The organism is Enterococcus sp. DIV1767, from assembly GCF_050542585.1.
GTDB classification, from domain to species: Bacteria; Bacillota; Bacilli; order Lactobacillales; family Enterococcaceae; genus Enterococcus_D; species Enterococcus_D innesii.
The window spans coordinates 2,075,931-2,097,544 of sequence record NZ_CP172936.1; the positions used below are offsets into that span (position 1 = coordinate 2,075,931).

Here is a 21,614-nt window from a genome sequence, read left to right on the forward strand (position 1 = left end):
TCAACACTTTTCCCTGAATTTTCTGAATATTTCGATAAAAAGTTCGTTTTCACCCAGATGATGGGTTGCTTTTCTTCCTTGATGAAAATTTAAGCAGAACCTGACGAGATCTTCACAGGATTTTAACCAAAACTCCACATAGCACCGTTATGATAGAAATATCCCAAAAATATTTTTTCACCCCTTTATCCTGCCAGTCGTATGACTGGTTTTTTTGTTGTTCCCAAAGACTCGAAAAGATTGAACTTAAGGTAAGTTATTCGTATAATAAGGGGCAACGATAAATTAGGAGGATGAAGATGCGCAACGAAATGATGCATCGTCCAGTAGTCAAACCAGAACTAGTGGCGTTTATGCGTGAAAAACAAAAACAATTACCCGGCGAACTTGGTGAAATCGAGCAAGCCGCTCATGAAAAAGAAGTGCCAATCATCCCACATGAAACTGTGGTATTTTTGCAGTTTTTATTGGGACAGCTTCAGCCAAAAGAAATCCTTGAGATCGGCACAGCGATCGGTTTTTCTTCAAGCTTGATGGCACAATGTGTGAAAGAGGGGCATGTCACAACGATCGATCGCTTTGACGTCATGATCCGCAGAGCCAAAGAAACCTATGCTCGCTTAGGAAATGAAGACAAAATCACGCTCTTAGAAGGACAAGCGGCAGACGTCCTGCCTACATTGAGTGGCCCTTATGATTTTATCTTCATGGACAGCGCCAAATCGAAATACATTGAATTTTTACCAGAATGTCTGCGTCTATTACGTAAAGGCGGTGTGCTGATGGTGGATGACGTGTTTCAAGCTGGAACGATTCTACAACCCATCGAAGAAATCCCGCGCAACCAGCGAGCGATCCATCGTAAATTGAATCTTTTCTTGGATACCGTGATGAACCATCCTCAGTTGACCTCCACCCTCGTCCCTTTAGGAGATGGCGTGATTCTCATTACGAAAGAAGCCGATAGCGTAATACTTGAGGAACCTGAGAAAGGTTGAGGGCAGCTGCGCTTCCTTTTTCCAAAGAAAAAATAAGAAAAGGGCGAAAAGCGATTGACATTGCTGCGCCCTTTTTCTATAATGTTATTTGTTGCTGATTGATTTCAACAGCTTAGGCGAAGTGAGCATTCGCTGAAAATTATTTGTTCCAGTAGCTCAGCCGGATAGAGCATTCGCCTTCTAAGCGAACGGTCGGGGGTTCGAATCCCTCCTGGAACGTTATTTAACCGTCGAGAACCCTTGTTCTTGGCGGTTTTTGTTTGTTCTTGTGCCAAATGTGTGCCAAATTGATTTAGATTTTTTGCCATAGCAATATTGAAAGTTTACAATCAAAGTTAAACTTTTTCCGCCTCGCAGTAAGGTTATCATTTTTTTATGCAGCAATGATTTTAGCATAACCTCAACGCTTTTTACCAAACGATTTAAGTAAATGAGAAAGCAACAAAGATGCTGCGTTCTCATTTGCTTTTTTTATATCTAAAATATTCACTGGTACCTATAAGATAATCGTTGACGAGAAAGGTTGGAATGCTCAAAGAAACGTTTTTGCTATAGTATGCTTAAATACCGCACTCTTTGAACACCCATGTTTTTTCATTTCATCGGCTCTTCATGATTAATCGCTTACCCAATCCCTTTCTTATCCTCCCCCTACAAAAATTATGCTATGCTTGACAAGAATAAAGAAAGCAGGTGTCCTATGGAGATAACGGTACATATCGCAAGCGGGTTTAGTAAAAACCAAACGGGTGGCAACAAGGCTGGAGTCGTTCTGCTGGAACAGCCCCTTACGCCACAACAAAAGTTAGCCGTCGCAAAAGAGTTAGGCTTTTCAGAAACAGCTTTTTTATCGAAAGCCCCGCAGGCCGATTTCCGATTTGACTATTTTACGCCAAAAGAAGAAGTTGACTTATGCGGACATGCAACAATTGCTTCCTTTGCCCTATTATCGTATCTAAACAAACTTTCCAAGCAACAGTATCGCATCGACACCAACGCCGGACGTTTGTCGATCACCATCAAAGACGGTGTTGTTTTCATGGAACAGAACAAACCGCTGTTTTCAGATGTGCTTTCACTAGAACAATTAGCTGACTGTTTCGATACCAATGCTATCAATGATCAAATTCCTATTCAAATCGTTTCGACTGGATTAAAGGATATCCTTGTTCCAATCAAAACAACGGCGCAGTTACAGCAAGTTGTACCTGATTTTGAGGAAATAAAAAAAGTAAGTGCGCTTCAACAAGTAGTTGGCATGCACTTATATGCAATGGAAAAAGAACGAATCGTTTGCCGTAACTTTGCCCCATTGTTTGACATCAACGAAGAATCTGCCACAGGAACTTCCAATGCCGCTTTGGCTTGCTTCTTGTATCAAAAGTGTGCTCTCGAAAAAGAAGTGTATCGCTTTGAGCAAGGCAGCAATTTAGGTGAACCTTCTGAAATCTTTGTCAAACTAGCTACGTCCTCGCGAAAGGAAATCCAACGTGTTTACGTTGGGGGCAGAGGGCATTATTGCGAGACAGTCACCATCGACACGGATACACTAGCATAATCATGGTAATTTGGGCTGATCTTCCATCAGCCTTTTTTTTCTCTTCACAGATCGCGTTCTTTTTTCCATAGCAGCCCATCAATATCTCGAATACTAGTTTTCTCAAAAAAAAAGAACCCAAATCGGGTTCTTTCCTCACATTGATTTTCTATGGCTTACCAACAAGTTCTGCTAACAGCTCACTGACTTTAGGCAGTGGCTCGTTTTGAAGCGCTGCTACAATTTTTGAACCGATCACTACCCCATCGCACACTTGGGCAAAGCGCTGCACGTCTGCATGGGTCGAGACCCCGAAACCAGCTAGTACTGGAATCGGACTTTTTTCCGAAATGGCTTGCAAATGCTGATCCAGCTGTTTGTTGTATTGGCGATCTTCTCCAGTGACACCGTTCACTGTCACAGCATAAACGAATCCTTCCGCTTCTTCGATCAGTGTCTGAATTCTGTCTGGCGGACTGGTCAAGGAAACCAATGTGATCAGCGCGAGATCCGCCGCATCAAACGTAGGCGTTACTAGCGATCGATGTTCAAAGGGCAAATCTGGAATAATCAACCCTTTCACATCCGTCGTTTTTAATTCATTTGCTAGCTGTTCAATGCCATAATGAAAGAATGAGTTGGCATACCCCATCAATACCAGTGGAACCTCGGAATGGATGGTTTGCAGCGCAGCAATGATCTTTTTTAAAGTGGTGCCATTGGCTAATGCCTGCATTCCAGCTGCTTGGATGACCGCTCCATCTGCGACTGGGTCTGAAAAGGGCACGCCGATTTCAATGGCGGCTGCGCCATGTGTCGTCAACAGTTCGATTTCTGCCGGCAGGCGTTCCAGTCCGTTGGCCCCCGCCATGATATAAGGGACAAACAGTGGCTTGCCTTGTTTTTGGCGCTCCTTTAGTTTCATCGTCAATGTTTTGCTGGTCATTTCGCTGCTCCTTTCCGATCTTTGATTTGTTGAACATCTTTGTCCCCTCGCCCAGACAAACAGACCACTAAGCGTTCTTCTGCTGTCATTGTTGGCGCTAACTTTAAAGCATAGGCAACGGCATGAGCACTTTCCAAAGCGGGAATAATGCCTTCGATTTGAGACAAGAGATAAAAGGCGTCAACAGCTTCTTCATCAGTGACCGCGAAATACTCCGCGCGTGCAATTTCCTTCAAATAAGAATGCTCGGGACCGACCCCTGGGTAATCCAAACCAGCTGAAATCGAATAGGGTTCGATCACTTGCCCATCATCGTCTTGTAGCAGATGCATTTTGGTACCATGTAAAATACCGATACTGCCCTTCGTTAAAGTCGCCGCATGCTCGGTAGTATCCACGCCTTTTCCAGCTGCTTCAACGCCAATCAAACGAACGGTCTGATCGTTGATGAAAGGGTAAAACATCCCCATTGCATTGCTGCCGCCGCCAACACACGCAACGACTGTCGTTGGCAGTTGTCCTTCTTTTTCTAATAGTTGCCGCCGTGTCTCACTGCCAATCACACTTTGAAAATCTCGAACGATCTCTGGAAAAGGATGCGGACCGAGTACGGAACCCATCACGTAATGAGTGTCCTCGACGGTTGCGACCCAGTAGCGCAGCGCTTCATTGACAGCATCTTTCAATGTCTGATTGCCTGAAGTGACTGAAACCACTTTTGCTCCCAATAATTCCATTCGAAAGACGTTTAGTGCTTGCCGCTGAACATCTACTGCGCCCATAAAAATCGTGCATTCCATACCGAACAACGCGGCCGCAGTCGCGGTGGCGACGCCATGCTGTCCAGCACCGGTCTCCGCTACCACTTTCTTTTTCCCCATCCGTTTTGCTAATAAGACTTGGCCAAGTGCATTATTGATTTTATGGGCGCCCGTATGATTCAAATCTTCTCGCTTCAGATAAATTTTGGCACCGCCTAAGTGTTGTGACAAGCGCTGTGCATGATAAAGAGGTGTTTCTCTTCCTACATACTCTTGCAAATATTCCTGTAATTCTGCTTGAAAACTTGCGTCCGCTTGTGCTTCACGGTAGACAGTTTCTAATTGCTTGACAGCATACATCAATGTCTCTGGCACAAACTGTCCGCCAAAAGAACCATAAAATCCTGCTTCTGTGGGGTATTGGGTCATTTTATCTTCTCCTTTACTAAGTAAATAAATTGTTCGATTTTCCGACTGTCTTTCTTGCCCTGAGTTTCCACGCCTGAAGAAACATCGACAGCATAAGGCCTAAAAAGTTGGATCGCCTCTTCTACATTTTCCGCGTGCAAACCGCCAGCAATAAAAAATCGCTCAGACAACGGCAACGGTTTTCTCGCCGCTTTTTGCCAATCAAAGGATTGGCCGTTGCCGCCAGCATAAGGGTGATCTCTTACTGGAGCGTCCAATAACCCAAAATCTGCATCGCAGCTTAGGAAATCTTGTTCTAAAGTATCTGCTTCTCCATCAAAGGCTTGGATCACTGCGATCCTTTGATGAGCAAAAACCCCCTTCTGAATGGCTGTTTGCAAAGATGGCAGGACCTTTCCATGGAGCTGAATCGCTGTCAGCTGGGTGGCTTGAATTGCCTCTTGCACTTCTTCAAAACTTGGAGAAACGAAGACTCCGACTTTCCCTATATTTTGGGGTACTTGCTCCGTTATCTTGCGGACTTGTGTCGGATCGATTCTCCGGCGGCTTTCGGCAAAAACAAAGCCAAGGTAATCTGCTCCAGCATTGATGGCAGCTTCGACATGGAAGCGTTCGGTGAGTCCGCAAATTTTCACTTTGGTCATGGTCGACTCACCTGCAAATCTGCCGCTGTTTCAGCAATTCGATTGCTTCTCATCAACGTTTCTCCAACGAGGACTCCATGATAAAACGGTGCAAGCTGCAGCACATCGGCGGCAGTTCGAATACCAGATTCACTGATGTAAATCGCCTCTGATGGCTGAGGCGCTAGAGCAACACTGATATCCAAGGAAACGTCAAAAGTTTTTAGGTCGCGATTGTTGACGCCGATAATTTTGGCACCTACTACTTGGGCTTGTTGAAATTCAGCCGCATTATGAGTCTCAACGAGTACTTCCAACCCTAGTGCTTCGGCTTCTTGATACAGCGCGACGAAACGGGCTGGCTCCAACGCAGCCACGATCAATAAAACGATACTGGCACCCGCATTTTTGGCGCGAATCAATTGTTTTTTGTCGATAATGAAGTCTTTGCATAGTATAGGTACCGAGACGGCTTTGCTGACTGCTTTAAGATCTGCCAGCGAGCCTTTAAAAAACTGCTGGTCGGTCAAAACGGAAATCCCGCTGACACCTGCAGCTTCATACGCTTGCGCTTGAGCGACAGGATCGATCCCTTGGTTGATGTCTCCTTTGGAGGGTGAAGCACGCTTGATTTCAGCAATAAGGTGCATCTTCTGTGGTCGGTCCTTGACATGCTGATAAAATGATGGGCGTTTCGCTACGACCTTTTCGGTTTCTTGTGGCATCGCGGCAACTTCTTCAACTTTTTTCTGGATGATCGTTTCTAAAAAATCCATGTTTCTCCTCCTTACAACTTTCGTAGTTATTGACTATTTGACTGACGAATCAGCATCTGCAGTTTGTCGTAGGCGGCGCCCGAAGCGATACACGCTCGTGCCATCTCAAAGCCTTCCGCTAGGGTGGCGGCTTTGCCGTTGGCGTAAAAGCCTAAGCCTGCATTTAAGACCACTGTCTCTAGATAAACGGAAGGTTGATTTTTCAAAACTGCTGTAAAGATCGCGGCGTTTTGAGCGGCATCCCCGCCAACGATCGCCTTGATCGGTGCTGACGTAAAGCCATACGTTTGCGGATCCAAAGAAAAATTCGTTACCTTTCCTTCGTGATAAAAACTGATCGCCGTTTCACCTGCCAAATTAGCTTCATCCATCCCATTGCATCCATGGATCACCATTGCTCGTTGTCGACCAAGACTGCCTAACGCTTGGGCAGTGTCTGCCAAACTTTCACCAGCGTAGGTACCGATCAATTGAGTGGTCAATGGCACAGGATTGATCAAGGGCCCGAGTAAGTTAAAAATCGTTGGTGTTGCTAATTCTTGCCGTATCTTCATCACTGCTTTCATCCCCGGATGCAACGACGGGGCGAAGAGAAAAGCGATGCCGACTGTTGCCAATAGCTCAGCGATTTTTTCTGGTGATGCTTGGATCGACACCCCCAAGCATGCTAAGACATCGGCACTGCCTGAACGACTAGAGATACTGCGATTGCCGTGTTTTGCCATCGTGATTCCCCCGGCTGCTAAAACGAAGGCTGCCGTAGTAGAGACATTAAAACTATTAGAGTGGTCACCGCCAGTGCCGCAATTGTCCATGGCGTCTCCTCCTTCATAAGGAATGGTCACGGCATGCTCTAACATAATTTCTGCTAAAGCAGTCAATTCGGCAGCTGTGATGCCGTTGATCTTCATTGCAACTAATGCTGCCCCCAATTGACTTTCTGAAAACACCCCGCTTAAAATTCCTTGAGCAAAGTGGCGCATCTCCTGATAACTTAAATGACGGCCATTAAATAATTGCTGAGTGATTTGTTGCGGCGGCTGTTTTTTTATTGCTTGCATTTACGATTCCTCCTTTTTTCATCTTGTGTTTTTTGCTGTATTATCTGAGACGAGTCCAAGAAACTGTTCTATGAAAAATGCCCCCTCGTTTGTTCCCATTGATTCTGGATGGAATTGGAGTCCTACGATTGGTTTTTCGCGATGCTGAATCGCCATGATGATCCCTTCTGTTTCAGCCAATACCTCAAATTCCGCTGGGAGTGTCGCTGGCTCAATGACTAGCGAGTGATAGCGCATGACCGTCATATCTCCTAGATAGGTTTCGAACACGCCTTTTTTCTGATACGTAAGGCTCGATTGCTTGCCGTGCATAATAGTTGGTGCTTGGACCACTGTGGCACCAAACGCTTCACCAATGGCTTGATGCCCTAAGCAGATACCTAAAAGCGGCTTGCTATCTTGGTAAGTTTTGATCAAAGGAATCATGAATCCTGCCTCTTCGGGCCGTCCTGGTCCTGGAGAAAAAATGATGCCATCTGCTTCTTCAGCAACAATAAAAAGCTCTGGATCGTCATTTCGCAAGACGATCGTATCCGCTGGACATTGCTGGACTAAGTTATACGTAAAGGAATCATAATTATCGACGAGTAAAATCATTGGCTGACACCTCCAATAGTGCTTTGGCTTTGTGTAATGTTTCTTGGTATTCAGATGAAGGATCAGAATCATAGACGACACCCGCCCCTGCCTGGACATAAGCGATCTCGTCTTTCAAAACCATTGTCCGAATCCCGATGGCAAAATCCGCTTGATCATTACGAGAAAAATACCCAACGGCTCCCGCATAGACCCCTCTTCGAACAGCTTCCCACTGATAGATGCGTGTCATGGCACGAATCTTTGGTGCCCCGCTGACCGTGCCTGCTGGCAGGGTTGCTTTCAAGGCATCCATTGCCGTCACACCTGCTCTGCGCTTGGCAGCCACTACCGAAACGATGTGCATGACATAGCGGTATTTCTCGATCACCATGTATAAAGGAACATGAACCGTCCCATGTTCAGCGATCCGCCCTAAATCATTGCGTCCAAGATCAATCAGCATCTGGTGCTCCGCACGCTCTTTTTCATCTGCCAACAGTTCATTTGCCAAAGCTTCGTCTTCCGCTTTGGTCGCCCCTCGTTTGCGGGTACCAGCGATGGGATTTGTGGTGATTTCGTCGCCTTGAACGCGAATCAGGCTTTCAGGTGAGCTACCGATTACTTTAAATCCGTGATCGAAATCAAGATAATAGAGGTAAGCGGAAGGATTTGTCACTCGCAGTTTGCGGTAATAGTCAAAGGGCTCTTGTTTAAATGACGCTTTCAGACGTTGCGAAGGAACGACTTGGAACATGTCTCCCGCCGTAATTCGGGCTTTCGCCTCTTGAACGATCGCTTCATAGGCTTGCTGTGTGACATTGCTGATAAAATGTAGGTTTTCGTTTGACAATACACGGGTCTCAGCGGCGACTGGTGTCCTTAACTGCTGCTTCACTGCTTGCAGTACCTGCTCCATCTCGACGGTTCCTCTTTGGCTGTAGCAATTTTCAAGAATGATCGTTAAAGTTTCCGTCTGATGGTCCAAAACGAGAAAAGTTTCGAAAAGCCAAAAGGCCATATCAGGCACCTGCAATTCATCTGCGGGCAGTTGTCCAATGTCTTCATAGCAAGCGGCGATATCATAGCCCGCATACCCGATAGCCCCACTTTGCAACGGCAGATCCGGTAAAGCGGTGATTTCTTTTTTGACTACATATCGTTCCATTTCTTTTAAAGGGTCCTGGCAGGGATACTTGTTGACCGTTTTTTTCAAAAGATCCTCCACTTGAAAAACACCATCCTTAAAGGTCAGTTTCTGAACGGGATCAAAGGTAAGGATCGAATAGCGTCCGGTATCTTCTTCTCTGGGAATACTTTCCAATAAACATTTATGCGCCCCTTGAATCCGTAAAAACACTGAGACAGGTGTCAAACAATCGCTGTTGATTCGTTCCATTCGATACATAAGCTGCTCCTTTCTTTGTAAACAAAAAGCCCTCAAGCAAACGCCATAAAAACGTCTGCTTGAGGGCGAATGATCGCGGTACCACCTCAATTGAAGTTGCCCAAATAAACAACTTCATCTCTATCAACCGTCTAACAACGGTCTTCCTCTATAACGGGAGTTCCCGCATTTTCCTACTGCCAAAAAAGGGTTCAAAAAATGATCGGCTAAGGCCATTTCCTTGATTTCTTGGTATCGGACTCTCATCATCGCCGACTTTCTGTAGCCAAAAATATTCAAGTACTTCTCTTAGTTTGATTTTGTTGCTATTTTTCTCATTGATCGTGGGGCAAAAAAACAAAAAAGCCCTCACGCAAACAAACTTGTCTGCCTGAGGGCGATTACTCACGGTGCCACCTCAATTGGTTCTCTCTAGATCGTCTATCAACGATCGCTCTCTGTAACGGGAGTTCCCGGAAAAAGCCTACTGATTTCAGCCTTTCGACACAAAAGTCCATTTCTGAAGCATCCATCTGCTGATTTACACCACCATCAGCTCTCTGCATGACGAACATCCTCATACTTCTCTTTTGTATGGTCTTAATGAGTTATTGGTAGTTATATTACGTGGCTTTTGCTGATCTGTCAACAGGAAAAGATCATTTTGTTCTTTTATTTTTTAAATTATACTTAAAATCAATCTTATTCACTATTAACAATTATGAAAAATTTCTATAAATCATAGAAAAAAAGGCCATTTTCTTCATTTTCCATAGAAATCCCCGGACATTTCACCAATGCATGAAAAAAGCAATTGGCTTTAGGAAAGGAACTTATGTATGCTTTCTACGAGTAAATAAGAAAGGAAGGTTATATGATAGTAGATAAAAAAGATTTCTCTGCTTTTATATATAAAATGAGTTGTTTGGAATATACCTATTCTACAATAAAAAACGGCGATAAAAACATTAGCTTATCTAAACGAGAACAAGACGAAATTGAAACAATTATCAATCATTCTCTTCATAGAAAACTTTTAACTTCTAGTAAGAGAAAATGTTTTGGTTCCAAAGTAAAACTGACAAAAGAAGCTCAAGCACTCTACCGTAAACTTAAAGAATATGAATATCTAATAGATATATAGCTAATAAAGATATAGTCATTTATTTTATGAACGATAATTAAGCATTTTGTTTATTAGTATTACTTATCTTTTCATTTCAAATAATAACATTTGTCGACGGAGGATACAGATCTTCGTCCATTTCTTGTGCTAATCAGCTTACGATTCCTTCGATATAATCACTATACTTCTCACACAAAGAAGTTTTTTTGTTCTATTATACGGTTCGTTTTCTTCTAATTTTCTAAATCGTTACACCTTTCCACTAAATAAGCTTGCTTATTTTCCGCAACAGATCAATTATTTCGCATAGCCAAGTCCTTAACTTTAAGTTAAAATCAAGAGAACAACAGCTAACTTATTTGAATAAGACCTCGGTTCTTTTGATTACTTGTGGGAAAGGAAGTTTTTGTCATGGATGGGATGATGAAAAAAATCATTACGGAGAAAGATTTGTTGCGCCAGATCTTGCTCTTGGAACAGTTGGCCAATCACAAAATAATCACTGCCAAACATTTGGCAGAACTAATCAATACGACGGAACGAACGGTTTTTTCTGATATAACCTATATTCGTCAACAATTACCTGATGGTTGGCAGATCGAAGCTGCCAGTAGTGGCTTTGCTTTGACCCATGATGGCCCATTGCTGATGAGTCAGCTATGGGAAACATTTTTTCCTCAATCGATCGGAGTTTCTTTAATGAAAGCATTGCTTTTTTCTAGCGAACTCCGTACCCAAGAGATTCTTAGCCAAACAGGGACTTCCTATGAAACCCTGCGGCGGCATATCTCAAAATTAAACAAAAGTCTGACGGATTTTTCTTTGCGGATTCGCGTCACAAATCGAGTGATTCGTTTTGAAGGAAGTGAGATCAATATTCGCGTCTTCTTCCATCGTCTTTTACTGCCTTACACCCATAACAATTACTTTTTTGAGGAATATACGATTCATGAGTCCCACTATTATCATTTCTTGGATCGCTTGGCAAAAGCCAAGCTGCAAATTGATGTGGAACAAATCTTCGGCACCTGCTGGTTTTTTATCAATTCAATCCGTATCAAAGCCAATTGCCGCATTGATTCCTTCGAATTTAATGAAGATGATCCCCTTTATGGCCTTTTCCAACAGCCATTAAGTCAGCTCTATCAAAAAGAAGGTGTTTATTTAGAGCGCAGCGAACACTTCTTTAGCTTCTATTGCTTTTTAGAAAGTTGGAACTACAATAATGAATGGTCCGAAACAATTCAAACAACCCTTGAAACGTATCAAGCCATTTATAAAAAAACAACCTATTTTGTCGAAAAATTAGCCCGCTTGCTGCAGCTACCTCTCGCTAGTGGGACGCAACTGATTGAGAATCTGTTGCTGCTCTTGATCAAAACGCAAGAGTCTGCCAAACTCTCAGAATGGTTTGGGTTAGAATTTCACGAGATCCAGCGCCTGAATCAGCCCTATTCGTTACCGATCGAAGCAACGATCCATGACTTTTTAGAGGAGCAGACAAGCAGCCAAAGGGAGACGAGTTTCCCTTTGTGGTCTACCACCACCTTGTTGATTCAACAAGCAATTTTACAAATCAACCCTATCCGAGCAAAGGGATACTTTGTCTTTCAAGGGGAGCCGGCATGGAAAGCTTACCTTTTACAAGAATTGAATGACTTTCTCGGAGCTCGTATCCTTTTATCAGCCATCGAACCAGGTCAACTAGAAGGGCTATCGGCAATCGACGTTGATTTTGTCTTATCAAATTTTCCATTAGATGATGCTCCTGTCCCAGTCTTTTATTTATCGATGGTACCAACCAAAAATGAGCTCAATCAAGTGACTGAGCTCATTCAAACCTATTATTTAAGTTATCACTAGAATCATCAAGCTGCCTTTATTGTTTCACTGGGGCAGCTTTTTGACGTCCTTGCAACTTATTTGTAATAAATTTCTCACCTTCGACGAGTGTGAAAAGAAGTGCCCCGTTGGCTGCAATACTCAACTGCTGCATCAGCGTCAAAGAACCGATCCCTAAAAGCTGGTGTCCGATAGGTGTTAGGAAAATCGCTGCCTGCAATACGATCAGTAGTGCCAGGGAGACTAAGAGTGCTTTATTGGCAAAGAGTTGGCGATTCAACGCCGGATTTACCAGCTCACGACAGTTCAACAAGTAGACCGCTTGGGCGAAGACGATACTTTGCAGTAGCATGCTTTGCTGAAGGACCGTTCCTTCAAACTGAATCGCTAAGACGTAGGAAGGAATCATGATTAACAACGAGACGTAGAAGATACGGAACAGACTGTACCAAGATAAGATGCCTTCTTTGATTGGCCGTGGTGGTCGATTCATAACATCCGCACTCGCCTTTTCAAAACCTAGTGCGTATGAAAGCGTGATGGTTGTCACCATATTTACCCATAAAATTTGTACAGGTGTCAGTGGCAGTGGTCGGTTCAACAAGAGAGCCGCAATAACGATCAATCCTTGTGCAACGGCCGTTGGTAAGAAGAAGTTGATGGTTTTCTTCAAATTATCGTAGATCCGACGACCCACGCGGACGGCATTGGCGATCGTATGAAAATTATCGTCTGCCAAAACCATATCGGCTGCTTGCTTGGTTACTTCACTGCCTTTGATTCCCATAGCGATCCCAATGTCGGCTTTTTTCAGCGCTGGTGCATCGTTAACGCCATCGCCGGTCATTCCGACGATCTCTTCATTCGCCTGCAAAGCACTGACGATTCGTAATTTATGCTCTGGGGTCGTTCGAGCAAAGATATCTGTCTTTTGGACTGCTTGCTGCAATTCTTCCTCCGACAACAGGTCGATTTCTAGCCCTTCCAACACGTGATTCGTGTGCTTCAAGCCAATTTGCTTGCCGATGGCTTGAGCGGTCTTGCCATGGTCTCCTGTGATCATTTTGACTTGGATGCCCGCTTGCAAGCACTCTTTTACTGCTTTGATGGCACTGTCTTTCGGAGGATCAATGATGCCAGCGATCCCAACAAAGGTTAATTTCGTTAGTGCTTCGTGGGACAAGGACTCCTGTGCCGACAGCGTCAGATGCGCAAAGCCAATCAGCCGCTGCCCTTTCGCTGCTAATTTTGCACTTTCATCTAACCACCATTGCTTTTGATCTGAAGTCAGTTGGCTTTTCTCAAGCAATACTTCTGGCGCACCTTTGACAAAAATTACCGAGGCATTCGGCTCTTCTTGATTTTGATGACGGGTTGCCATGTACTTGTAAGAGGAATTAAAAGGAATCTTATCGACTGTTTTACGCAATGGTTGCTGCGCTGATTCTGCGTATTGCAACAAGGCTTTTTCGGTTGGGTTCCCAACGAGATCCGCAGCCTTTTGTTCTTCGTCCTGCTTCAAATCTTGACAATTTGCCATAATATCAAGCACCATTTCTTTATCCACGTTCGACTCAACCAAGACATCGACAACCGTCATTTCATTTTTGGTCAAGGTTCCTGTTTTATCTGAACAAATCACCGTCATGGCACCTAGTGTCTCCACTGATGGCATCGTTTTGATGATTGCTTGCTCCTCAGACATTTCCTTGACACCCATCGATAAAATCATGGTCAGCACGGCTGGCAAGCCCTCAGGAATCATTGCTACAACTAATGCAATACCTGATGAGAACAAGAGATCAAGATCAAAGCCGTAGCGGAAGGTAGTAAAGAAGATCAAGAAAATCACTAATCCGATAATTCCTTTAAAGATTTGGTGATTCAATTGCTTCATTTTTTTGATCAACGGGGTTTCTTGCGCTTTCACAGACTGAATTGCTTGATTGATCTGGCCGATTTGTGTATCGTCGCCTGTTTCAACGACGATCCCGCTGGCAGTTCCGCTTTCTACATGGGTACCAGAAAACGCCATATTCCGCTGGTCGCCAATCGTACTTTCCTGAGTAATAGCCTCGGTCATTTTTTGAACAGGCTCAGATTCGCCAGTTAAAATCGACTCTTCAATCACAAGATCATGGGTTTCGATCAAGCGCATATCTGCTGGTACGACATCTCCTGGTCCTAAAACGACTAAATCTCCATTTACTAAGGAAGAAACAGCAATTTTCTTCTTGCGGCCGTGAACATAAATCGTTGCTTCTTGCCCCATGAACTGCTTCAATCCATCCAGTGATTCTTGGGCTTTGCGCTCTTGCCAGTAGCCGACTAATCCATTGATGACGACGACCGCCATAATAATGCCGCTTTCGATATAATCACCAGAAATCCCTTTTAAGACGGCTGCGACGATCAAGACCAACATCAGTAAGTCGGTAAAGTGCTTGCCGACTTTCTTCCATGTGGGGATCTGCGCTGCCTCAGTAATTTTATTTTCACCTTGCTTTGCTAAACGCTGATTGCGTTCTTCGGAGGAAAGGCCCTGCCGTGTTGTTTGTAACGTGTGTAATAGTTCTTCTGTTGTGTTTTTGTACCAATTCATATTTTTTTCCTCCTTGTTTATTTATTTGATCTGAACATAGTATAAAACATTAAAACCATAAAATTCTGGCGATAATTTCAGCGGAGACTGAAAAAAATGAGTGCTTTTATTAAAGGGGAAGGGCGGCTTCGTCCCGTGGTTTCACAAAACCAACAGAAAACGTTTGTTGATTGTTTTTGTAGGTGGAATCAAGTAAACTAAGACACACCCAATCAATTGCTATCTGTCCCCATCATCCAAAGGTAAGATAGAAGAAAGGAGAAAATAAATGGCAATCTATACCGATTCAAAAATCGCGCAAGGACCTTTTCTTTTCATTTCTGGTCAAACGCCGTCACAAGACGGAGCCACACCTGAGGACCCGCAAGAGCAAACAGCCATCGTTTTGAAGAAAATCGAAGAGCATTTATCAGCCAATCAACTGTCTTGGTCATCAGTGGTCAAAATGACCGTCTTTTTAACGGATGCTGCCTACTTATCTGCTGTCCGTACGGCGTTTACAGCTATTTTGGCAGAAAACAAACCGGCTATGAGTCTCGTCATCGTCGCCGGATTGGTTGCACCTGAATTTAAAGTAGAGATTGAAGCACAAGCTACCATGGCTTAAGCATAGAGAAAAACACCAAAAAACTTCGTACCGGCTGCTGCCTTTTGTACGAAGTTTTTTTGGTGTCATCTTCTTATTCAGTCCCTTCTGAAACGTCTGATTCGATCTTTTTTTGCCACTGCTCCACAAAACCAGCGATCGCTTGAGCAGTCTGTTGAGCATTCACTAAGGTTCGCTTTTTCTCCATCGCTTCTGTCAACGAAATCGGACCTTGCTGGATACAAAAGACGGCAGATAAGAGTTGCGACAGTTTTCCTAGATCGTCGCTTCGAGAGCCGCAGATGGCAACGACTGGGACCTGATGTTTGTGGGCGAGCAACGCGACGCCATAGGGTACTTTTCCCCCAGCGGTTTGCCCATCGATGCGTCCTTCACCGGTGATCAACAAATCTGCGCCTTTGATTTTTTCCTCAAATCCAATCAATGAAGCGATCGTCGCAAATCCTGGAACCAATTGACCACCTGCCAAACGAACAGCACCACCAAGCCCCCCTGCCGCACCAGCACCAGGGACTTCCAGATCGGTCCCCGTGGTTTGCTTGATGTGTTCAGCCAAACGCTTTGCTTGCTGATCCAACTGCTGGATCGTTTCTTTGGATGCCCCTTTTTGCGGACCAAAAACCGGCGCAAATCCTTGTTCACCTGAATAAGGATTTGTTACATCAGCTAAGGCAAACAATTCAATTTGCTTAAGTAGAGGATTCAACCCGCTGAGTTTTAATGCATCTGTTTGCAACAATGGATTTTTTTCCATTTGCCCATTTGTTGTGATTTTTGCTCCTAACGCAAGTAAAAAGCCTACGCCCCCATCAGAAGTGCCGCTACCGCCAAGGGTCAGGTAAATTTTTTTCACTCCTTGCTTGCAAGCTGCTAAGACCATTTGGCCTAACCCAAAAGAAGAGCTATTGCGGGTGGTCTCATCACTAGGTTCCACGAGTTGCAACCCAATCACTTCTGCAGATTCAATCAGGGCAATTTTTTCTTCGTTGATTTTGCTGACCAACATACGGGCTTGCAACTTACCGCCTAATGGCGCGGTCACTGAAACCGTTTCGTAATTTCCTCCCAGCGCAGCAATGACTGCTGCCATTGATCCTTCTCCCCCGTCAGCGATGGGAATACTGCGTTTTTCCCACTGGTCTGAGAACCCGCTTAAGACCGCTTGATTTAATTCTGCGGAAGTGGCACTTCCTTTGAAGGAATCGATTGCTGCTACAACTTTCATTTTTCTACCTCTCATTTACGATCATCTCTTTCCCAAAGATTGGAATACTTTGTCTTATAATCAACTTTTAGTTAATTAAATCAACCAAAAATTAACTAGCAATCCATTGTAAGTCATCCCTTCTCCTCTTATGATAGAAGTATACCAAACAAACCTATCGGAGGTGCACCATGGACTTACCAATTGGCGAGGAAATCGCTCGGAGAAGAAAACAACGAGGTATTACCCAGCAAGAATTAGCAGTGTTTATGAATGTGTCCAAAGCATCCGTTTCGAAATGGGAAACGGGACAGTCTTATCCAGATATCACCTCGCTGCCCTTATTAGCAGCGTATTTTGATTGCAGCGTCGATGAATTATTGATTTTGGACTCGCAGCTATCCCCTAAAGAGATTCAACGGATTTACCAACTATTAAAAGACGCCTTCCAAACAAAAACATCGACGGAAGTTCTCGCTCTTGCTCAAAGTTTTACCAAACGGTATTACTCTTGTTATCCGTTCTTATTACAAATGGGGTCCTTTTACTTAAATCATTGGGATTTACTGCCAGATGTCCCTGTAGAAAGCATCCCAGAAGGACAAACTTACGAAAACGCACTAATGGAAGCGAAAAAAAACACCTATTTGAAGGAAGCAGAAACCCTTTACCAGCGGATCATTGCTCATGGTGACAATGCGTTGGCACAACAAGCGAAACAGATTGATGCTTATTGTCTGCTGATGAGAAACAAGCCCGATGAGGTCTTGGCGATCCTTGGTACGAAAACGCCGACTTTTTTACCTAGTGAACCGTTGATTGCCGCCGCATTTCAGCAAAAAAATCAGTTGCAACAAGCTGAGATCGTTACGCAAAGTGCGATTTATCAATACTTGATCCTTTTTATGAGCTTACTGACGAATTATTTGGCAATGCTCACACAAGACGAGGAGCAACTGGAAAAAACCTATGCACGTGGAATGGCACTCAGCGAGAGCTTCCATCTGGCCGAACTGCATCCTATTTCTGTGCTGAACTTTTTAGCCGCTGGAATGGTTTCTTTTGCCGCTTTAGGAAAAGAGGACTTACTAGCAGATGCATTAGAAAAGTACGTCAAAACGATAGCAACAACACCTGAAGAAATCGTTTTGAAAGGAGATGATTATTTCAACAGCATCGATGAGTGGATTAGTGAATTAGAATTAGGCAGTCAGATCCCGCGTAACTCAGGTAGTGTCAAAAAACAATTTATTGAATTAGCACAGCTGACACCCTTGTTTGAACCGTATCAAGAAAAACCCCCATTTAAAGAACTATTTCAGCGCTTGAGCAAACTAGCTGAGCAAGCATCTAATTCCCAAAGGAGTGATTCCCATGGATAGTGTTCAACTAAACATTCCAAACGATATGGCTGATTATTTGCCCATACTGATTCCCCTAATTATCTTACAACTGGTCTTAATCGTCCTGTCAGTTCGGGATATTTTAAAGCAGGAACAGTTTAAATTTGGCTCTCGCACGTTATGGCTTTTAATATCATGTTGTATTAGCCTGATTGGTCCTATCCTTTATTTTGCTTTCGGAAAAGAGGACCAACAATGAAGATGATCGAGATCAATCATTTATCCAAGCGTTTTGGGCACAAACAAGTGCTACAAGACCTAACCTTTTCGGTTCCAAAGGGCAGCGTTGTGGGTTTTGTAGGGGAAAACGGCGCTGGCAAAACAACGACCATGAAGGCGATTTTAGGATTACTCCCCATTGATGAAGGAGAAATCACCGTTTGTGGCGAACCGGTGCAATTTGGCTCAGCCAAGACGAATCGCTGGATCGGCTATCTGCCAGACGTGCCGCAATTTTACTCTTTTATGACAGCTGCAGAATATTTGACTTTCTGCGGAAAAATCCAGCCCAATCAAGAACCTTTTCAACCTCAGCGGGTAACAGAAGTCTTAGAATTGGTAGGTCTAGAAGCTTCGAAACAAAAAATCGCTGGCTTTTCTCGTGGTATGAAACAACGTCTCGGGTTAGCCCAAGCTCTGATCAATCGCCCCGCCATCTTGATCTGCGATGAACCAACATCCGCACTAGACCCTTTAGGTCGCAAAGCGTTTCTTGATGTATTGGCAAAAATCAAAGAAGAAACAACGGTTCTTTTTTCATCCCATATTCTTGCAGATGTCGAGCAGCTGTCAGATTACATTGCGATTTTGCACAAAGGCCAGATTCGGGCATTTGAAACGATGGATTGCTTAAAAAACCGTTATCGAAAAACCGCCTTTGGGATTGTCTTTGCCGACGAAGGTGAGCATGTGAAATTTGCCAATGTGTTAGCATTCCACGGCATTGCGGCAGAAAGAAAGAACAATCAATTACTGATCGACGAAACTGCTGACACGAATGTTGGAAAGCAGTTGCTGCGATTGCTCAATGAACAACAGATAGTACCTGAATCCTTTCAACGAATCGAACCAACGTTAGAGGCGATTTATTTGGAGGTGATCAAATGAAGACGTTTCTTGTTTTCTTAAAGAAAGAATTTCTCGGCGGCCTTCGCAGTAAGAAATTGTTGATTTGCTTGATCCTGTTTGCCCTGATTGGCATGCTTTCTCCCTTTACAGCGAAAATCATGCCCGATCTGATGGCCAGTATGGTGCCAGAATCAATTCAGATCACGATTGCTGATCCGACTTCGATCGATGCATGGCTTCAGTTTTACAGCAACATCGGCACGATCGGGTTACTAGTGTTTGTGATTCTTTTTACCGATACGATCTCCGCCGAAATCAGTCATGGCACCTTTATTCAACTGATCACGAAAGGCTTACCGAAAACCACGATCATCTTAGCCAAAGCTTGCTATTTATCGATCCTTTGGTCTTTGAGTTTCCTCCTAAGTGCCAGTGTCAGTGCTTTTTATACGATGATTTATTTCCATGATGACAGAGCTGTTCAAGTCCCTAGCGCTTTGGTCAGCTATTGGCTCTTCGGTTTATTAGCGATCAGCATCCTGCTGCTAGGTTCTAGCTTTGCTAAAAGTATCTATCAAGGACTGTTGTTTCTTGGTGTCTGTTATCTGATGGGTATGTTAGGCAATCTGTGGAGTCAATTAACAAATTGGAACCCTTACTCTCTTTCCAGCCAATTTCCTAACTACTTAACCGACCAAATCAAGTTAGGGGAACTGCTGCCAGCACTGTTGTTAACTTGCTTTTTGATCATCGCTTGTTTGACTGGTGCCATAGCTGTTCTAAGAAAAAGAAAATATTAAAAAACATCGGTGCAGATTTTTGCACCGATGTTTTGTTACTGCTATTTCACTCTACTTTTGCTGTCTCTTGGACTTCAACAGATTTTTTAGCCTGCATTCTTTGCTCGAGCCGCATGAAGAGTCGCATGAAGAAGGCAATCAAGTAAATTGAAAAGGCAGAAATAAGCGCTTCTTGCCAAGAAAAGATCAAAAGGTTCAGCAAGATGATGATCAAATTAGTTAAGAAAACCCCACTAGATCTGCGAATGCCATAGTATTTTTCCAAAATCAGCGGTGGGATCGTTACGCCACCGTTAGAAGCACCAATTTTATAGAGCGAAAAGATGCCGAAGCTAAAGAAGAAACTACCTAAAATCAATGAGATGGAATAAAAGCGCAGTACCATGATTTCGGGTAAAAGCGCCAGTAGAACGGGAAATGCCAAGCTACCAATAACCGTGTTGACAAAGACCTCTCGTTTCAAAAGTAAAAACGCAAGGGCCAACATCAATAAATTGATGCCCCAGACAATGATGTGCCGATTAATGGACCATCCAGTTTCAATAAGATAACCAATCGAACCAACGCCGGCAGAAGCAATGCTATGAGGTAACAGAAAAAAATTTAAAGCAATGCAAATCCACAGCACCCCAAGCAATAACGCAAGATTTTTTTTGATTAATGAGTCCATCAACGTTCTCCTTTCAATCTGGCACCTATTTTTATGTAGAAAAGCTTCTGTTTATTCTATCAAAAAAACACTAAAAGAAAGAACCAATTTTTTCATGAAAACATGAAAAAATTGATTCTGACCTTCAAGAAAGTATTCTTGGTTTTTTTCACCAGAGAAGGTGGCCTTATGCAGCACAACCATGAAATATCGCCAGAATCTCATCTGCGATCGCTTTTTGCCAGGCATTTCGCTGCGCCATGCGTTCCTTCTCTGACGGCAAATGGACAAAGGAAACAATCAATTCTGATCCCGCAATCAAATGATAGGACATCAACCGATTTTTTTGCTGCAAAAGCAGCTGATGCGTTTTAGGGGAAAGGGAAAGATCAGATGAGGTTGCCAATTGCTTTAATGCCTCTGGATGACAAAGGTTTCTTTCTGGTGCGACACTGATCAATTGGCTGACCTCTGCTAATTTCATCGCCTCGATCACCCGCAGCGTTGCCCGCGGATCATGGATATCCGTCAAAAAAACCGACTGGCAACCTTGCAATGCCCGAACGAGTCGTCCTAAATCGAGAAAGTCACCATCAATGATCGTCTCACGCGCAGCATCAATCTGTTGCAAACGCTCCGTTGCCTGGCGGGCATAGAGTACTAGAGAGAAATTGGTTCTTTCTAAAAGTGTTTGGCGTGTCAGCTGCCCAATCGTTCCAGCAGCACCTAAAATCGCAAGTCGTTTCATAAGCTTCCTTTCTATTGGATTCCATTGAGCAGAACGTTTCATTTTCCATAGTAGCGAATTCAGTCATTAAGACTTAGTGACTAAATTGGCTTTTCGTTGACGCAATCGTTCTTCTGTCGGTAAAACATGCTCATCATAATGTTCAAGTTTGTATTCTAAGCGCTCGACAGCTTCCGTCATATCAGAGATTTTCTCCCTCAGTACCGCTATTTGGTCTGCTAGGAGCTGCTTTCGTTCAGGAACCGTCTCTCGTCCTTCTTCAAATAAAGCCAGGTAATGACTTAGACCCTCAATCGATAATCCAGCATTGCGCATTTGCCTTGCAAACGTTATCCACTTTAAGTCGTCATCATCAAATTCACGAACACCGTTTTTATTGCGTTTGACCGGCGGAATCAGCCCAATTTTTTCATAGTAACGGATGGTATCAGCCGAGACACCGCTCAGTTCACTGACTTTTTTGATATTCAT

The 21,614-nt window shown here is 43.7% G+C and carries 21 protein-coding genes, 1 tRNA gene and 2 other annotated features; of the genes, 10 read left to right on the forward strand and 12 right to left on the reverse strand.

The features are described from left to right. Positions 1–299: 299 nt before the first annotated feature. The 3 genes from IGI78_RS09985 to IGI78_RS09995 all read left to right on the forward strand — a co-directional run bounded on the left by IGI78_RS09985 (position 300) and on the right by IGI78_RS09995 (position 2,556). On the forward strand, positions 300–998 hold the full coding sequence (locus IGI78_RS09985) for an O-methyltransferase (protein WP_195264995.1): 699 nt from the start codon (positions 300–302) through the stop codon (positions 996–998). A gap of 145 nt (positions 999–1,143) precedes the next feature. Beyond that, positions 1,144–1,217, forward strand: a tRNA-Arg gene (locus tag IGI78_RS09990). A gap of 481 nt (positions 1,218–1,698) precedes the next feature. After that, positions 1,699–2,556: a PhzF family phenazine biosynthesis protein gene (locus IGI78_RS09995; protein WP_195264994.1), complete on the forward strand. Its 858-nt coding sequence runs from the start codon at positions 1,699–1,701 to the stop codon at positions 2,554–2,556. Positions 2,557–2,704: 148 nt separating this feature from the next. Here IGI78_RS09995 and trpA read toward each other — a convergent pair whose 3' ends face one another. Genes trpA through trpE form a run of 7 tightly spaced genes read right to left on the reverse strand, consistent with a single transcriptional unit; the run spans position 2,705 to position 9,115 of the window. Beyond that, positions 2,705–3,481: a tryptophan synthase subunit alpha gene (gene trpA / locus IGI78_RS10000; RefSeq protein ID WP_195264993.1), complete on the reverse strand. Its 777-nt coding sequence runs from the start codon at positions 3,479–3,481 to the stop codon at positions 2,705–2,707. After that, positions 3,478–4,671 carry a tryptophan synthase subunit beta gene (gene trpB, locus IGI78_RS10005; RefSeq protein ID WP_195264992.1) on the reverse strand — a complete coding sequence of 398 codons (1,194 nt, stop codon included), beginning with the start codon at positions 4,669–4,671 and terminating at the stop codon, positions 3,478–3,480. Before trpB ends, trpA begins: the two co-directional genes overlap by 4 nt. Continuing rightward, positions 4,668–5,315, reverse strand: a complete 648-nt coding sequence (locus IGI78_RS10010) for a phosphoribosylanthranilate isomerase (protein WP_195264991.1) — start codon at positions 5,313–5,315, stop codon at positions 4,668–4,670. The genes trpB and IGI78_RS10010 overlap by 4 nt, the downstream gene beginning before the upstream one ends. Next, complete coding sequence (trpC, locus tag IGI78_RS10015) at positions 5,312–6,070, reverse strand: indole-3-glycerol phosphate synthase TrpC (protein ID WP_195264990.1); 759 nt, start codon at positions 6,068–6,070, stop codon at positions 5,312–5,314. The genes IGI78_RS10010 and trpC overlap by 4 nt, the downstream gene beginning before the upstream one ends. A 26-nt stretch (positions 6,071–6,096) precedes the next feature. After that, positions 6,097–7,131, reverse strand: coding sequence for an anthranilate phosphoribosyltransferase (gene trpD / locus IGI78_RS10020; protein WP_195264988.1), 1,035 nt, complete (start codon positions 7,129–7,131; stop codon positions 6,097–6,099). Between the two features lie 18 nt (positions 7,132–7,149). Further along, positions 7,150–7,728 (reverse strand): aminodeoxychorismate/anthranilate synthase component II, encoded by a 579-nt coding sequence (locus tag IGI78_RS10025; protein WP_077454355.1) that lies wholly within the window; start codon positions 7,726–7,728, stop codon positions 7,150–7,152. Then, positions 7,709–9,115, reverse strand: a complete 1,407-nt coding sequence (gene trpE / locus IGI78_RS10030) for an anthranilate synthase component I (protein ID WP_077454356.1) — start codon at positions 9,113–9,115, stop codon at positions 7,709–7,711. Before trpE ends, IGI78_RS10025 begins: the two co-directional genes overlap by 20 nt. Positions 9,116–9,173: 58 nt before the next feature. Further along, positions 9,174–9,418 (reverse strand) — a binding site (T-box leader). A gap of 66 nt (positions 9,419–9,484) precedes the next feature. Continuing rightward, positions 9,485–9,699: a binding site (T-box leader), on the reverse strand. Between the two features lie 269 nt (positions 9,700–9,968). On the opposite strand from trpE, the gene IGI78_RS10035 reads away from it, so the two are divergent. Next, positions 9,969–10,238: a hypothetical protein gene (locus tag IGI78_RS10035; RefSeq protein ID WP_142424358.1), complete on the forward strand. Its 270-nt coding sequence runs from the start codon at positions 9,969–9,971 to the stop codon at positions 10,236–10,238. A gap of 393 nt (positions 10,239–10,631) precedes the next feature. Continuing rightward, the gene (locus IGI78_RS10040) at positions 10,632–12,083 is read left to right on the forward strand and encodes a helix-turn-helix domain-containing protein (RefSeq protein ID WP_195264986.1); all 1,452 of its coding nucleotides are present in this window, start codon (positions 10,632–10,634) and stop codon (positions 12,081–12,083) included. Between the two features lie 16 nt (positions 12,084–12,099). On the opposite strand, the gene IGI78_RS10045 is transcribed toward IGI78_RS10040, so the two are convergent. Then, a complete protein-coding gene (locus tag IGI78_RS10045; protein WP_195264984.1) occupies positions 12,100–14,664 on the reverse strand; it encodes an HAD-IC family P-type ATPase in 2,565 nt (854 codons plus the stop codon). A gap of 268 nt (positions 14,665–14,932) precedes the next feature. Here IGI78_RS10045 and IGI78_RS10050 point away from each other — a divergent pair, with 268 nt between their 5' ends. Beyond that, complete coding sequence (locus IGI78_RS10050; RefSeq protein WP_074931685.1) at positions 14,933–15,271, forward strand: RidA family protein; 339 nt, start codon at positions 14,933–14,935, stop codon at positions 15,269–15,271. Between the two features lie 73 nt (positions 15,272–15,344). On the opposite strand, the gene IGI78_RS10055 is transcribed toward IGI78_RS10050, so the two are convergent. Then, the gene (locus IGI78_RS10055) at positions 15,345–16,496 is read right to left on the reverse strand and encodes a glycerate kinase family protein (RefSeq protein ID WP_195264982.1); all 1,152 of its coding nucleotides are present in this window, start codon (positions 16,494–16,496) and stop codon (positions 15,345–15,347) included. Positions 16,497–16,666: 170 nt separating this feature from the next. On the opposite strand from IGI78_RS10055, the gene IGI78_RS10060 reads away from it, so the two are divergent. From IGI78_RS10060 to IGI78_RS10075, 4 genes are read left to right on the forward strand one after another with little or no spacing between them, the layout of a single operon-like run. Then, positions 16,667–17,857 (forward strand): helix-turn-helix domain-containing protein, encoded by a 1,191-nt coding sequence (locus IGI78_RS10060; RefSeq protein WP_195264980.1) that lies wholly within the window; start codon positions 16,667–16,669, stop codon positions 17,855–17,857. After that, on the forward strand, positions 17,850–18,077 hold the full coding sequence (locus tag IGI78_RS10065; protein ID WP_077454454.1) for a PLD nuclease N-terminal domain-containing protein: 228 nt from the start codon (positions 17,850–17,852) through the stop codon (positions 18,075–18,077). Before IGI78_RS10060 ends, IGI78_RS10065 begins: the two co-directional genes overlap by 8 nt. Continuing rightward, a complete protein-coding gene (locus IGI78_RS10070) occupies positions 18,074–18,985 on the forward strand; it encodes an ABC transporter ATP-binding protein (RefSeq protein WP_195264978.1) in 912 nt (303 codons plus the stop codon). The genes IGI78_RS10065 and IGI78_RS10070 overlap by 4 nt, the downstream gene beginning before the upstream one ends. Continuing rightward, positions 18,982–19,746, forward strand: a complete 765-nt coding sequence (locus tag IGI78_RS10075) for an ABC transporter permease (protein ID WP_077454456.1) — start codon at positions 18,982–18,984, stop codon at positions 19,744–19,746. Before IGI78_RS10070 ends, IGI78_RS10075 begins: the two co-directional genes overlap by 4 nt. Before the next feature lie 46 nt (positions 19,747–19,792). Here the strand turns inward: IGI78_RS10075 and IGI78_RS10080 are convergent, their stop codons facing one another. From IGI78_RS10080 to IGI78_RS10090, 3 genes are all read right to left on the reverse strand, one after another. Then, complete coding sequence (locus IGI78_RS10080) at positions 19,793–20,416, reverse strand: YitT family protein (protein WP_081118031.1); 624 nt, start codon at positions 20,414–20,416, stop codon at positions 19,793–19,795. A gap of 166 nt (positions 20,417–20,582) precedes the next feature. Then, positions 20,583–21,143 carry an NAD(P)H-binding protein gene (locus IGI78_RS10085; RefSeq protein ID WP_430617979.1) on the reverse strand — a complete coding sequence of 187 codons (561 nt, stop codon included), beginning with the start codon at positions 21,141–21,143 and terminating at the stop codon, positions 20,583–20,585. A gap of 66 nt (positions 21,144–21,209) precedes the next feature. Next, on the reverse strand, positions 21,210–21,614 hold the full coding sequence (locus tag IGI78_RS10090; RefSeq protein ID WP_096741333.1) for a MerR family transcriptional regulator: 405 nt from the start codon (positions 21,612–21,614) through the stop codon (positions 21,210–21,212).

Excerpts from the sequence above, each read along its gene's own strand:
- IGI78_RS09985 (WP_195264995.1), top strand. The coding sequence starts at position 300 with ATGCGCAACGAAATGATGCATCGTCCAGTAGTCAAACCAGAACTAGTG.
- IGI78_RS10080 (WP_081118031.1), bottom strand. The coding sequence starts at position 20,416 with ATGGACTCATTAATCAAAAAAAATCTTGCGTTATTGCTTGGGGTGCTG.
- IGI78_RS09995 (WP_195264994.1), top strand. The coding sequence starts at position 1,699 with ATGGAGATAACGGTACATATCGCAAGCGGGTTTAGTAAAAACCAAACG.
- IGI78_RS10050 (WP_074931685.1), top strand. The coding sequence starts at position 14,933 with ATGGCAATCTATACCGATTCAAAAATCGCGCAAGGACCTTTTCTTTTC.
- IGI78_RS10090 (WP_096741333.1), bottom strand. The coding sequence starts at position 21,614 with ATGAATATCAAAAAAGTCAGTGAACTGAGCGGTGTCTCGGCTGATACC.
- IGI78_RS10025 (WP_077454355.1), bottom strand. The coding sequence starts at position 7,728 with ATGATTTTACTCGTCGATAATTATGATTCCTTTACGTATAACTTAGTC.
- trpE (WP_077454356.1), bottom strand. The coding sequence starts at position 9,115 with ATGTATCGAATGGAACGAATCAACAGCGATTGTTTGACACCTGTCTCA.
- trpD (WP_195264988.1), bottom strand. The coding sequence starts at position 7,131 with ATGCAAGCAATAAAAAAACAGCCGCCGCAACAAATCACTCAGCAATTA.
- trpC (WP_195264990.1), bottom strand. The coding sequence starts at position 6,070 with ATGGATTTTTTAGAAACGATCATCCAGAAAAAAGTTGAAGAAGTTGCC.
- IGI78_RS10010 (WP_195264991.1), bottom strand. The coding sequence starts at position 5,315 with ATGACCAAAGTGAAAATTTGCGGACTCACCGAACGCTTCCATGTCGAA.
- trpB (WP_195264992.1), bottom strand. The coding sequence starts at position 4,671 with ATGACCCAATACCCCACAGAAGCAGGATTTTATGGTTCTTTTGGCGGA.
- IGI78_RS10045 (WP_195264984.1), bottom strand. The coding sequence starts at position 14,664 with ATGAATTGGTACAAAAACACAACAGAAGAACTATTACACACGTTACAA.
- trpA (WP_195264993.1), bottom strand. The coding sequence starts at position 3,481 with ATGACCAGCAAAACATTGACGATGAAACTAAAGGAGCGCCAAAAACAA.
- IGI78_RS10085 (WP_430617979.1), bottom strand. The coding sequence starts at position 21,143 with ATGAAACGACTTGCGATTTTAGGTGCTGCTGGAACGATTGGGCAGCTG.
- IGI78_RS10075 (WP_077454456.1), top strand. The coding sequence starts at position 18,982 with ATGAAGACGTTTCTTGTTTTCTTAAAGAAAGAATTTCTCGGCGGCCTT.
- IGI78_RS10070 (WP_195264978.1), top strand. The coding sequence starts at position 18,074 with ATGAAGATGATCGAGATCAATCATTTATCCAAGCGTTTTGGGCACAAA.
- IGI78_RS10040 (WP_195264986.1), top strand. The coding sequence starts at position 10,632 with ATGGATGGGATGATGAAAAAAATCATTACGGAGAAAGATTTGTTGCGC.
- IGI78_RS10035 (WP_142424358.1), top strand. The coding sequence starts at position 9,969 with ATGATAGTAGATAAAAAAGATTTCTCTGCTTTTATATATAAAATGAGT.
- IGI78_RS10055 (WP_195264982.1), bottom strand. The coding sequence starts at position 16,496 with ATGAAAGTTGTAGCAGCAATCGATTCCTTCAAAGGAAGTGCCACTTCC.
- IGI78_RS10065 (WP_077454454.1), top strand. The coding sequence starts at position 17,850 with ATGGATAGTGTTCAACTAAACATTCCAAACGATATGGCTGATTATTTG.
- IGI78_RS10060 (WP_195264980.1), top strand. The coding sequence starts at position 16,667 with ATGGACTTACCAATTGGCGAGGAAATCGCTCGGAGAAGAAAACAACGA.